A 12,936-nucleotide genomic window follows, 5' to 3' on the forward strand; every position below is an offset into this window, starting at 1 on the left:
TTCATAATGTAACTTCTTAGAAAACTAAAATACATATTACTATTTGCATTAACTCTAAAAATGTATCTTTTTTCTTCTCATTCCGATATTAATAACAAGACCTATTGAAAGTATAGTTGTAAGAAGTGAGCTTCCTCCATAACTTACAAGCGGTAGTGTAATACCTGTTACCGGCATTATAGCAAGATTCATTCCAATATTCTGAAGTATAGCATAAATAAAATATGATGCCATTCCTACCGAAATTACACTTCCAAATATATCTTTAGAAGTTCTTGCTATTTCAATCATCTTATAAATAAGTATTGCATATAAAACAAGTAAGAATACACATCCTACTGTTCCAAAATGCTGCGCTATTACTGAGAATATCATATCTGTATGGTTTTCTGGCACAAATGCATCTGCATAACCTGATGTTTTAATTCCTATTCCAAAAACTCCACCAGAGCCAATTCCAATAAGTGCTCTACTCACCTGTAAACCATCTCCTGATGCATCAGCTTCTGGATTTAGGAATGATATAAGTCTTCTCTTCTGATATCCCTTTATTAGTCCTGAATTCCAAACGAGTGCTATAGCCACAAATAATCCAAATAATCCTGACACTATTACCTTACCATCAAGCCCTGCACAGAAAAATATGCCAAGCGCTATAAAGAAAAATACCATTGTCATCCCCATATCTGGCTGAATTACTATAAACGTAACAGGAATTATGATATACATGGCAAGGATAATAAAGTTTTTAAGATTATTAACCTTTCCATCAAAATCCTGTATCTTCTTTGCCAGCATAAGTATTACTGCAATCTTAGCGAGCTCTGAAGGCTGAAACGAAACCGGTCCAAACTTTATCCATCCTACTGCCCCATTTATCTTACTTCCTAAAACAAACTTCGTAAGCACTAGCAGCACTACATTAAACCAATAAAATATAACCACATAATTTTCAAGCATATTATAATCAATAAGCATCAAAAAATATAAACATACTAAAGAAATAATAAGCCATACAAGCTGTTTACCTGCATTCTTACTTCCAATTGCCATATATATATTAACAATTCCAAATAGAACTATAAGTACTATGGAAACTATAATTCCCCAGTCCACTTCTCTTGCTAATTTTGAATCAAGTTTAAATTTATTAAACAACTCCTCACCTCCAAATACTATTAAGTCCTATATTGCTCAATAACTTCATTAACATATAGTATATTATATCAAAAAAAGTACAATAATTTAAGGTTTAAATATTAAGTTATTATTAATGTTATATTAGTAAGATTCCAATCTTCATTTAATTTAGCATTTCCAATTTGTCATTTCAATTAAAAATTAAGAAAGCCATGCGGATGCACGACTTTCTGATTAAATTGATAATTATTTAATTATTTATCTTCCTCTTAAGTTCTTAATAGGAATATTAGCTACAAGTGATGCTGAATCTCCTTCAATTTCACCTGGCTTTGTTACTGCTATATCCATATCATCCATATCAATTTCTATATACTTATTAAGTACCTCAAGAATTTCCTGCTTTATCTTCGCCAAAATCTCTGGTGACAATTCTCCTCTATCATGAATAAGAATCAGCTTTAATCTGTCTTTTGCCACTTGTTTTGGTGTGGATTTTTTTGTGAATAATCCATTTAATAAATCCACTTCTTACACCCCCTACTTTCTGCCAAAAAACTTTTTAATTGAACTAAAGAATCCACCTGAAGTTTCACTTAAATCTATTAGTGCAACTTCTTCACCAGTAATTCTCTTTGCAATATTTCTAAAAGCCTTGCCTGCTAATGCATTCTCATCAAGAACAATAGGCTCTCCTTTATTAGTTGAAACAGTTATGCTTCTGTCATCTGGAACGACACCAATAAGTTTAACTGATAAAGTTTCTACTATATCATCAGCTGAAAGCATATCTCCTCTTTGTGTCATTTCATAATTTAATCTATTAATTATAACCTTATGATCTTCAAGACCTCTTGCATCAAGCTTTCCGATAACCCTATCAGCATCTCTTACTGAAGTTATTTCAGGATTAACAACAATAACAGCTCTATCTGCTCCAACTATTGCATTTTCAAATCCTTGTTCTATACCAGCTGGACAGTCAATTAATATGTAATCAAACTCTTCCTTTAATTCATTTATAAGTTTAAGCATTTCCTGTGGCTGAATATCATTTTTATCCTTAGTCTGAGCTGTAGGAAGTAAGAATAAGTTTGGAAATCTCTTATCCTTTATAAGTGCCTGTTTTGTTCTACATCTGTTTTCTATTACATCGATTAATGTATATACTATTCTATTTTCAAGTCCCATTAAAACATCTAGGTTTCTAAGACCTGTATCCCCATCAACTACAACAACTTTTTTTCCAAGTGATGCTAAGGCTGTTCCTATATTGGCTGTAGTTGTTGTTTTTCCAACTCCACCCTTTCCTGATGTTACTACTATCGCTTCTCCCATGAAAATCTCCTCCATTATTAAATAAATTTATTAGGTAAATAGGGTTCTACTATTATTTCATCATCCTTAATTTTAGCTACTTCAGGATATTGAGGTTTCTCACCATCAGGTGATATTGTTAATATCCCACTTATTTGAAGTACTTCAGGCTGTAATGAAAAAGCTGCAATTACTGCTTTCTTATTACCATTTGCACCTGCATGTACACGTCCTCTAAGCTTTCCTAAAACTATAATGTTGCCAAAAGCCGTAACTTCTGAGCCAGGATTAATATCCCCTATTATCACTAAATTACCAGGATAATCAATATGCTGGCCTCCCCTTATAGTTTTTTGAATGAATCTTGTCTTTCCTTCATAGACTCCAGAAAACATTTTTACTTCTTTTTCTCTTTTATCTTTAAAGATGCAGTCTCTTATTAAAACTTCATCGAATAATAAATCTCTGAGTTTTCTCTGCTTTTTTTCATCAATATCTGTTAAATCGGCAATTATTGTAAGTACTGATCCTCTATAAAATCTCTTGCCTTTTTTCAGTCTTTCAACAAGAGTTTGTACCATATCTTCATAATCAACAAATTTATTCATATTAACAACAGCATTAATGCCATCTTTATTGCCTTTAATAAATATTCTCTCGTCTACCATACTGACCTCCGATTAATAAATACCTCTGTATTAATAAAGATATGATGAGTATCCGATTATTTAAGAATACCAGTCATCACATCTTTATTCAACAGAAAATGATAAAATCCTCTATTTTTTCATATATTAATTATATAATTATATTTCAATAACATAAAGAGAAATTTATTTTTTATTTTTCTTTTGCTATAACAGGGTCATAAGCATATGAAGCCTGAGGTTTATAATTTTGTTTTTTAAGTTCTTCCTTAAAGTAATTTTCATATATTGCTCTAGCAATAGGAGCTGCATTATTACCAGCTGCACCATCATATATTACTGCACAAACTGCTATCTTAGGATTATCAAGAGGTGCAAAAGATACATATACACCATATGCAGCTCTTCCTACAGATGCCTGAACTTTAGGATCACTCGTATATGATGCAGTACCAGTCTTACCACCAGTCTGAATAGGAAATCCAGTCCATCTTGCAGCAGCTGTACCACCGCCTTTTTCATTAACGGCATTCATACCTACTTTTATCGCATTTAAGTTTTGAGGTGAGATATCAATCTTGCTTAATACTTCCGGCTTAAATTCATCAATATTCTTGCCATCCACATCTGTTATCTTGTCTACAAGATGAGCTTTATATCTAGTACCGCCATTAACTATAGTCGAAATATAGCCTGCAAGCTGCAGAGGAGTAAACTGGTTAGTTCCTTGTCCTATAGATGCATTGATAATTTCTGCTGGAGTTGTAACAGCTCTTCCTTTATCATATATAGTAAACTGTCCAAGTGCTTCTGCAACTATCTCTATCTGTGAATTTACAGATGTAGAACGCTTTTTAATTTCTTCTTTATATACATCAGAAAGGCTGGCTACTTTAGTAAGAGGCTCTTTAAGGCTCTTTACAAACTCATTATAACCCAAGGCATTTGCTGATGTACCCTGTTGCCTAATTCTATTGATAACCATATCTTTAACATTATTTTTGGCTTTCTTTAATTCTTCGCTATCAGTGTCTTTATTACCTATATCAAACGGAACAAACTTATACTGTCCATATTGTCCTTTTTCTAAAGCTGATACAAGATCAAACTTAGCATATAGACATAAATTTTCTTTAAAGCTATCAAAATTATATGCATTACCAAACTTTTCTGCTATTTCGATTCCTGTACCCGCATCATCTTTATTCTTTAAGTTATAACCAAGCCCAACTTTTTCAGCATAATCTGCAAATGCATTAAGTCCTTTAATTCCGCCTCCAGCTTGTTTCCACAGACGATATGCTGTTTCATAAAAGAAGTAGTTACATGAAACTTTAAGTGCATCAGATACATTTATATTCCCATGAGTACCATGATTCAGCATGTACTCTTCGCAAACTGGTGCATAAGTCTTATTTGCACCTGATACTTCAGGATACTTGTCAAACACACCCTCATCTCTAATTATAGTGCTTGGTGTAATTACGCCCTGCTGTAGCCCAACTAGAGAAGTAAATGGCTTAAATGTTGACCCTGGAGGCATAAGGCCTTCTGTTGCATAATTATACATTATCTTAGGGTATATTTCATATTGATCGTTCCTGCTTCCATCACTATTCTTTGGAAATAAATCATCATATGTCTTATTTAAACCATTCTTTGCTATATATGCATTAGCATATGATTCATAATCGGGAGTAAAGTATTCTTTTATCTTTGCATCAGTTAATAAGCCTGGAATTGAAAAAGTATTAGGATCGTAGTTAGGATAATTTGCGAGTGCCAATATTCTTCCTGTATTAACTTCTTGAACAACAACAGCACCTCTTGTAGCGTTTTTTGTATCATGAGATTTCTGTAATCCTTCAAGATTTTCTTTTAATGCTCTCTCTGCTACAGCCTGTAGCTCTGCATCTATTGTCAAATGTACATTGTTACCTGGCTGAACTTCAAGCTGAGAAAGTTCTTCTGTTTGCCTTCCCTGAGAATTAACTTTTATAGTTTTTCCACCTTTTGTACCTTTTAAATATTTTTCAAATGCAGCCTCTATTCCACTGACTCCTATTTTATCGTTGCTTATGTCATATCCCTGCTCCTCATATTTTTCCTTCTTACTTGAATCTATTGATGATAAATACCCAAGAACAGAACATGCAAGTGTCTTGTTAGGATATGTCCTTACCGGTTCAAGTTCAACATATACCCCTGGAAGATTTACAAGCTTCTGATAAATTATAAATGCTGTATCCTTTTTAATATTCTCTGCTATATTTATAGGATTATAGCTTGTAAATGACTGCATCTTTAATGCATCCTTGACTAGCATATATCTTCTAAGCTTGTCCGCACTGTATTTTAATTTAAGTTGTTTAGCAGCTTCAGTATATATATTTAATGCTTCTTTTACTGATTTTGCAGAAGATACTTTATCGGACAACTCTGCACTCTGACTCTTTGATAAATTTGAAAGATCAGAATACATAGAATAAGTACATAATAAATAATCAAAACACTGCTCTGGTGTAACTTTTGCAGCTTCTTCATCAACCTGCTTCTGCTCCTGTTCATTTAAATCACCTGAATCATTATCTGGGAAAAGCTTTCCCTTAATAAAATCTGTTATGCCCCTGTCTCTTTTAAACGATAATTCAAGAGCTTTTTTTGTTTTATCACTGTTTACATTAAATTCAAAGTAATAACCTTTATCTTTACTATATTGTAATTTAAATTCATCTTTTTGCTTTTCTCCGTTATCATCTAATATCTTGAATATTGAATTCATTGTTGAATAAAAACTTGCTTTACTATTTTTTGTATCCGAAAAAGTTACATTATATGTTTCTATGCTTGTTGCCAGAACATTTCCTTTGCTATCATAAATCTTACCTCTCGGTGCTTTTTCTTCCACAAAATGTCTGCTTGCAACATTAGCTTTATCTTCATACTCACCATTTTTATAAACCTGAAGATAAACAAGCCTTATTATAATAACGATTGATATAGTAAACATAACTGCCATTAATAAAGAATATCTACTTATTTTTTTCTTTTTTTGCTTGTCCAATATAATCACCTCTATACTGAATTTACTTTCTATTCAAAAGCAGCTAGGCAGAGATTATAATTAAATCTCCAAGCCTAGCTAAAATACTATTTACTTTCTTCCACACTATCTTTAATATTCTCCAGCGGCGGATTAAGTGTAAAATCGTATGGCTCTCTTGTATCCATATATACCGGAGTATAATTTGGATATTCAGTCTTTAGTTTATCTCTATAATACGTTTCATATATTGCCCTAGCAACTGGTGAACCTAAGTATCCATGAGCACCATCGTAAATGACTACTGCTACGGCTATTTCAGGGTCATCCTTTGGTGCAAACGATACATAAACACCGAACGCTTCTCTTCCATATGTTTTTTGGTCATCTCTAAAAGTTGCTGTACCAGTTTTACCACCTGATGGTATAGGGAATGATTTAAATACTGATGATGCTGTACCCATATCAACTGAGTTAGCCATTTCCATACCATCTTTTATTATGTTAACTGTTGATTCTTTTAAATTTAAAGTATCTAGAACTTCCGGTTTAAATTCATCAACGAGATTTCCTTCATAATCTGTTATTTTATCAACAAGATGTACCTTATATCTTGTTCCACCATTTACAATTGTAGAAATATAAGATGCAAGCTGCAGAGGAGTAAAGTTGTTTATACCTTGCCCTATAGCAGCATTGATAATTTCAGCAGGTGTTTTTACAGAAGTATTCTTGCTGTAAAGATATGCTTCTACTGCATTTGCTACCATAGCATAAGAATTCTTCTTATTATTCTTACTGTTATATTCTTCAATGCTATTTTTATAAGTATCTGAACTTTTTTCTAACTGTTCTAAAAGACTTATAATTTTTGTTTTAAGTTCTGGCAGACCAGTCGTAATACTTTCATCACCAATCTTACTTATTTTATTTGTTATAAGATCCTTTATCTCTTTCTTGATGTTCTTTACTGTCTCTGAGTCCGAATCTTTATAGGCAATATCTACTGGTGCGAAATAGTATGTATTATTGTAATTTCCTTTACCAAGGAAATCTACTATGTCAAACTTTGCATATGTCACATTTAAGCTTCTAAACTGTTTGAAGCTATACGTTGTTCCAAAGTTCTCAGAAATCTCAATTCCAGTACTCTTTTTAGCATTACTATTTGGATCTACTCCAAGACCAGCTTTCCATGCATATTTGGCTATAGAATCAAGCGCATTAACATTAGAACCATTTTTTACATACATTCTATATGCACTTTCATAATAGAAATAGTTACATGATACAGCAAGGGCTTTTCTAATATTAACAATCCCATGATTATTATTATCTTTAGGTGCATAAGATGATCCAAATGTATCTGGATGTGTATTAAAGTAATAATGATCAACCATTGTTTCTGTATCATTAACAACACCTTCTTCAAGTGCTGCCACTGATGTCATTGGCTTAAATGTAGAACCCGGAGGTACAAGACCTTGAGTTGCGTAATTGAATAGTGGTTTAGGAAGTATATCATATACATCTTCACGTACACCTTTACTATTCTTAGGGAATAACTGATCAACAGTTATGCTAAGTCCTCTTTTTTGAATAAATTCATTTCCAATACTTTCGAGGTCAGGATTAAAGTATGTTTTTGATACTTCCGAATCTACATTTCTGCTAGCAAAAAGATTAGGATCATATCCGGGATAGCTTACCATTGCAAGTACTCTTCCTGTCTTAACCTCAAGTGCAACTGCTGCACCTCTTGTAGCATTTCTAGTATCAACTCCGCTTTCCTTGTAAACATTCTGCAGATACTCAAGCTGATGCTTCATCATTGTTTCTGCTGAATGCTGTATATCTTTATCTATTGTAAGATGCACGTTATTACCAGGCGAAGATTCAAGCTTAAACAATTCTTCTATCTTTCTTCCTGCAGAGTTTACCTTTATAGTAGATCCTCCATTGGCACCTCTTAAAATATTTTCAAATGCCCCTTCAATTCCTGCAATTCCTATAAGGTCAGTAGATACATCATAGCCCTTTTCCTCATATCTTGTCTTTTTTGAAGAATCAATAGACGATAAATATCCTAGCACTCCTGATGCCAATTCATTATATGGGTATTGCCTCATTGGCTCGATTACTACATTTATTCCTGGGAGATCAGTAAGCTTTTGATTTAAAATAAAAGCTGTATCCCTGCTTACATTAGATGCAATAGTTATTGACTTAAATCCTGAAAAGCTCTGCATCTTCATCGTATCTTTTACTATCATTACTCTCCTAAGATCAGAGAATGAATACTTTTTCTTAAGTTCTGTTGCTATCTCATCAGCAGTTTTATCTTTATAAGATTTAAGTGTATTGCTATCTGAAGAAAGTAGCTCATAAAATTTATAATCCTTAAGGAGTGTATAAAATACAGTCTGTGGAGAAATTTCAAGAAGTTTTTCATTCACCTGTGACTCCTGGATTTCAGTAAGCTCTGAACTTATGTTACCAAAAAGTTCTTTTTTTACAGCTTCATCAAATCCTCTATCCTTCTTAAATCTTAATTCTTTAGCTTTTTTAACTTCACTGTCTGATGTATTAAAATCAAAATACGCCTTATCATTACTATCCATTTTCAATTCAAAAGTATCCTGTTGCTTTTCATTATTTTCATCAAGAACTTTAAGCACCTTCTGAATTGTTGAAAACAGCATCTCATTTGATTCAGTTGTTTCATTATATGTTATGCTGTATGTCTGTTTATTGGTTGCTAACAGATTACCCTGAGAATCATATATCTTCCCTCTGGGTGCTGTTTCAGTTATAAATCTTCTTGACTGAGTATTAGCTTTGTCTTCATAATAACCATTTTTATAAATCTGCAAATATACAAGTCTTAATACAATAAGCAGAATTATAACAATTGATATCCAAGTCAAGATTTGGAATCTAGTTATCTTTTGTTTCTTCTTTTTCTTCATCTTGTCACCTATTTTTCAGCAAAATTCCATTGTTTTTTCATAAATTCCTTTTTACACAAATCAAAAACTGAATAATAAATAAAGAATGTAACAATCATATTTAGGACAGCCATTATTATCATTTTTCTATCAAGTAAAATTGTTATACCTATAACACGCATTATTAAAAATACTAATATATATTTCACTATAGCTGCTGCCCCTGAAATAAATATCGGCACCATCTTCCTATTTGTGAATATGTTATGACCTACCACTGCTGCTATATAACATATTATTAAATTACATAAAGCGTTTACTCCAAAAACATTTGGAAAATAAATATCCTGAATAATTCCACTTATGGCACCTACAAATATTGCATCTGCCTCACCATTTATAATAGAGAAACTAATCACAAAACAGAATAAAAGACTAGGCATTACCCCAAAAACTGACAAGAACGGCATCATTGTATTATCTATAATAAAAAGGCCTAAACAGATAGCTGCTAATATTACTTTTTTCATAATAAAACACCCCGCTAATATTTTATGCCATCTTCAGTTATATTTTTAGGGTCCTTAGGTGAAACTACAAATACTTGCTGAAGCTTATTAAAGTTAATATAAGGCTTGATAACTGCAGTCTTCATAACTTTAACCTTATCTTCTTCTACAGAAATAACTTCACCAATTCTTATGCCATCAGGATAAGAATTTCCAAGCATTGATGTTGCAACAACATCGCCTTTCTTTACTGCTGAAGTCATTGGAAGTTGTTCTATTTTAGCAAGATTGTTTTTTTTACTATCAGTAAAACCTTTAACTATGCCGGTTTCTTTAGTTGACTGAACTTTTCCTGCTACTGCAATATTTTCATTTATAAGCGATTCAGCTTTAGCCCATGTATCATGTGCTTCAATAACTTTTCCAACAAGACCTTCACCAGTTATTATAACCATATCCTTCGCAATGCCATTTTTAGTACCTTTATCAATCAAATATCCATTAAGGAAGCTTTCTCCACTTAACCCTATGATATTTGCACCTATATAATTATATTCATCCCTCTGGTTCTTAAAATTAAGCATTGATCTTAACTTTTCATTTTCCTCTTTTAAATTATCATACTCAATAAGTTCATTTTCTAGCTTAATATTCTGCTCTTTTAAAGCATTATTTTCTTTTCTTATACTAGAAAAGTTAATTACATACTGAAATTCATTTTTTATTTTTGAATTAATCGTAAAAAACACCTTCTGTATAGGATTAAGTGCTGTACCAGATATACCTGCTATACTACTTCCGTCCCTCTTGACACTATATATAATTAAGCTTAAAAAGCTAACTGACAGCACTATAATAGCAACTGCCAGTTTGTTCTTTAAAAATTTCATTAAGTCTAGCCTCTTTGTTGTTTGCTTATAATATCAAACTTATCTAATGCTTTTCCAGCTCCTAATGCTACACAGTCAAGAGGTGATTCTGCAATGTGTACAGGCATATGTGTTTCATTATTTATTAAAGTATCTAATCCTCTAAGTAGTGCTCCACCACCTGCAAGCATTATACCTTTATCCATTATATCTGCTGCAAGTTCTGGTGGTGTTTTTTCTAATGTTGTTTTAATTGCTTCAATTATAGAAATAACTGGTTCTCTTAAAGCACTTCTTATTTGTATTTCTGTTATGTTTATAGTTTTAGGAAGACCTGTTATTAAATCTCTCCCCTTAATATCCATTGATAATTCTTCTTCATCATCACTTACAAAAGCTGATCCTATCTGGACTTTGATCTGTTCTGCAGTTCTTTCACCTATCATTAAGTTATATTCCTTCTTAATGTAGTTGATTATTGACTGGTCAAGTTCATCACCAGCAACTCTTAAAGACTTGCTTGTAACAATGCCTCCAAGAGAAATTACAGCAACTTCAGTAGTACCGCCACCGATATCTACGATCATGCTTCCTGTTGGTTCATCAACTGGAAGTCCTGCTCCGATAGCTGCTGCCATTGGTTCTTCCATAAGAACTACATCTCTAGCTCCAGCACTCTTAGTTGCTTCATCTATTGCTCTTCTTTCAACTTCAGTAACTCCTGATGGGAAGCAAACAATTATTCTAGGGCTTGTAAATGCACTCTTATTTGTGATTTTTTCGATAAACTGCTTAAGCATAGTCTGAGTAACATCAAAATCTGCAATTACTCCATCCTTTAAAGGTCTTATTGCAACTATGTTTCCTGGTGTTCTACCTATCATCTGTTTTGCTTCTGTTCCAACTGCTAGTGGTTTCTTTGTTATATTGTTAATAGCAACAACTGAGGGCTCCCTTAAGACTATTCCTTTACCTTTTACATATACTAATGTATTCGCTGTTCCTAGGTCTATACCCATATCTTTAGTTCCAAATAAACCCATTTCATTATTCTCCCTTCTACTATATAATTCCTTTTTCTTTTAAACTAATATACTTATTGTAACCAATTATTAGATGGTCTAATAGCTCTATACCGATAATTCTGCCGCATTCCTTTATCCTCAGAGTAACATTAATGTCCTCTTTGCTGGGCTCAGGACTGCCAGATGGATGATTATGACATATTATTATTGATGATGCTGAATTACTTACTGCAAGTTTAAAAATTTCTCTTGGATGAACAATAGAAGTATCAAGACTGCCTATAAAGACAACTCTATCAGCTATAACTACATTCTTCTTGTTGAGCATAATAACCTTTAATTCTTCCTGTTTTAAGTTTTTCATCTCATCCATAACAATTTCAGCACAATCTTTTGGTGATGATATCTTTATCTCACTTCTTTTAAAACGATTGATTCTCCTGCACAATTCACAGAGAGATAAAATCTGGGCAGCTTTTGCCTCCTTAACTCCCTTTATTGACATAAGTTCATCACTGGATGCATTTAAAATGCCTCCTGCTGTTTTAAAATGCGCAAGTATTCTTTTGCTTAGAAATAATACATTTTCTTCAGGTGTTCCATTTCTTAATATAATCGCTAATAATTCTTCATCAGTTAGTGTTTCTGCACCATATTTATACAGCTTTTCCTGCGGTCTTTCTTCTTTTGGAATATCCTGTAATTTCAAATTTTTCATACATTGTACTCCTTTTAAAATTCAAGACCCATTCCCCATTAATTACATAACTTCTTCAAGCATATTTTTTAGCTTATTAAGTGGAAGACCTACAACATTATAATAGCTTCCATTTATCTTTTCAACAAATATTCCGCCATATCCCTGTATTCCATAGGCACCAGCCTTATCCATAGGTTCTCCTGTTTTTATGTATCTTTTTATTTCCTCATCCTTAAGTTCTGAAAACTTAACTTCAGTTACAACAGCCTCATTTACAATCTTTCCATTATAAGTATTGACAACAGTAACTCCAGAATATACATGATGGATATCTCCACTAAGACTTTTTAGCATTTTTTCTGCATCATTTTCATCTTTCGGTTTCAATAAAATGTTATTATCATGAACTACTATCGTATCTGCTGCTATAACTATAGCCCCATCATCCAATGTTTGTGCTACATCAAGTGCTTTACCATTTGATAGTTCTTTAACATATTCTTCTGGACTACCGTTATATTTAACGCTTTCTTCATCAAAATTTGAAATAATTATATCAAATCTGTTATAAAGCCTCTTTAAAAGTTCTTGTCTTCTTAAAGATGCAGAAGCTAATACTATTCTCAAATAATCACATCCTATTTTTCTATTACATATTATATCCTATTCATTCTATCATTTAATTTTACTGTAAACAAGTATATTAAAACACCTTAAGAAAAATATAATACTTTTTTT

The 12,936-nt window shown here is 32.4% G+C and carries 11 protein-coding genes; all 11 read right to left on the reverse strand.

Going from position 1 to position 12,936, the window contains the following annotated elements:
* Positions 1 to 54 precede the first annotated feature (54 nt).
* Positions 55 to 1,158 carry a rod shape-determining protein RodA gene (gene rodA, locus FYJ33_RS05375; protein ID WP_154530734.1) on the reverse strand — a complete coding sequence of 368 codons (1,104 nt, stop codon included), beginning with the start codon at positions 1,156 to 1,158 and terminating at the stop codon, positions 55 to 57.
* 240 nt (positions 1,159 to 1,398) lie between these two features.
* Complete coding sequence (gene minE, locus FYJ33_RS05380; protein WP_277643522.1) at positions 1,399 to 1,668, reverse strand: cell division topological specificity factor MinE; 270 nt, start codon at positions 1,666 to 1,668, stop codon at positions 1,399 to 1,401.
* A 12-nt stretch (positions 1,669 to 1,680) separates the two neighbouring features.
* The gene (gene minD / locus FYJ33_RS05385; RefSeq protein WP_154530735.1) at positions 1,681 to 2,478 is read right to left on the reverse strand and encodes a septum site-determining protein MinD; all 798 of its coding nucleotides are present in this window, start codon (positions 2,476 to 2,478) and stop codon (positions 1,681 to 1,683) included.
* A gap of 17 nt (positions 2,479 to 2,495) precedes the next feature.
* On the reverse strand, positions 2,496 to 3,125 hold the full coding sequence (minC, locus tag FYJ33_RS05390; protein WP_154530736.1) for a septum site-determining protein MinC: 630 nt from the start codon (positions 3,123 to 3,125) through the stop codon (positions 2,496 to 2,498).
* A gap of 172 nt (positions 3,126 to 3,297) precedes the next feature.
* Positions 3,298 to 6,168 (reverse strand): penicillin-binding transpeptidase domain-containing protein, encoded by a 2,871-nt coding sequence (locus FYJ33_RS05395; RefSeq protein ID WP_154530737.1) that lies wholly within the window; start codon positions 6,166 to 6,168, stop codon positions 3,298 to 3,300.
* Positions 6,169 to 6,254: 86 nt separating this feature from the next.
* Positions 6,255 to 9,116 (reverse strand): penicillin-binding transpeptidase domain-containing protein, encoded by a 2,862-nt coding sequence (locus FYJ33_RS05400; protein WP_154530738.1) that lies wholly within the window; start codon positions 9,114 to 9,116, stop codon positions 6,255 to 6,257.
* An 8-nt stretch (positions 9,117 to 9,124) separates the two neighbouring features.
* Positions 9,125 to 9,625, reverse strand: coding sequence for a rod shape-determining protein MreD (gene mreD / locus FYJ33_RS05405; protein WP_154530739.1), 501 nt, complete (start codon positions 9,623 to 9,625; stop codon positions 9,125 to 9,127).
* 14 nt (positions 9,626 to 9,639) lie between these two features.
* The gene (gene mreC / locus FYJ33_RS05410) at positions 9,640 to 10,494 is read right to left on the reverse strand and encodes a rod shape-determining protein MreC (RefSeq protein ID WP_154530740.1); all 855 of its coding nucleotides are present in this window, start codon (positions 10,492 to 10,494) and stop codon (positions 9,640 to 9,642) included.
* Positions 10,495 to 10,499: 5 nt separating this feature from the next.
* Positions 10,500 to 11,516, reverse strand: a complete 1,017-nt coding sequence (locus tag FYJ33_RS05415) for a rod shape-determining protein (protein ID WP_154530741.1) — start codon at positions 11,514 to 11,516, stop codon at positions 10,500 to 10,502.
* A gap of 19 nt (positions 11,517 to 11,535) precedes the next feature.
* On the reverse strand, positions 11,536 to 12,216 hold the full coding sequence (gene radC, locus FYJ33_RS05420) for a RadC family protein (RefSeq protein WP_154530742.1): 681 nt from the start codon (positions 12,214 to 12,216) through the stop codon (positions 11,536 to 11,538).
* Positions 12,217 to 12,258: 42 nt separating this feature from the next.
* Complete coding sequence (locus FYJ33_RS05425) at positions 12,259 to 12,825, reverse strand: Maf-like protein (RefSeq protein WP_154530743.1); 567 nt, start codon at positions 12,823 to 12,825, stop codon at positions 12,259 to 12,261.
* Positions 12,826 to 12,936 lie beyond the last annotated feature (111 nt).

The organism is Inconstantimicrobium porci (assembly GCF_009696465.1).
Classification (GTDB): Bacteria; Bacillota; Clostridia; order Clostridiales; family Clostridiaceae; genus Inconstantimicrobium; species Inconstantimicrobium porci.

Coding starts and splice junctions, on each gene's coding strand:
- minC (WP_154530736.1), bottom strand. CDS start 3,125: ATGGTAGACGAGAGAATATTTATTAAAGGCAATAAAGATGGCATTAAT.
- radC (WP_154530742.1), bottom strand. CDS start 12,216: ATGAAAAATTTGAAATTACAGGATATTCCAAAAGAAGAAAGACCGCAG.
- mreC (WP_154530740.1), bottom strand. CDS start 10,494: ATGAAATTTTTAAAGAACAAACTGGCAGTTGCTATTATAGTGCTGTCA.
- mreD (WP_154530739.1), bottom strand. CDS start 9,625: ATGAAAAAAGTAATATTAGCAGCTATCTGTTTAGGCCTTTTTATTATA.
- FYJ33_RS05415 (WP_154530741.1), bottom strand. CDS start 11,516: ATGGGTTTATTTGGAACTAAAGATATGGGTATAGACCTAGGAACAGCG.
- minD (WP_154530735.1), bottom strand. CDS start 2,478: ATGGGAGAAGCGATAGTAGTAACATCAGGAAAGGGTGGAGTTGGAAAA.
- FYJ33_RS05400 (WP_154530738.1), bottom strand. CDS start 9,116: ATGAAGAAAAAGAAGAAACAAAAGATAACTAGATTCCAAATCTTGACT.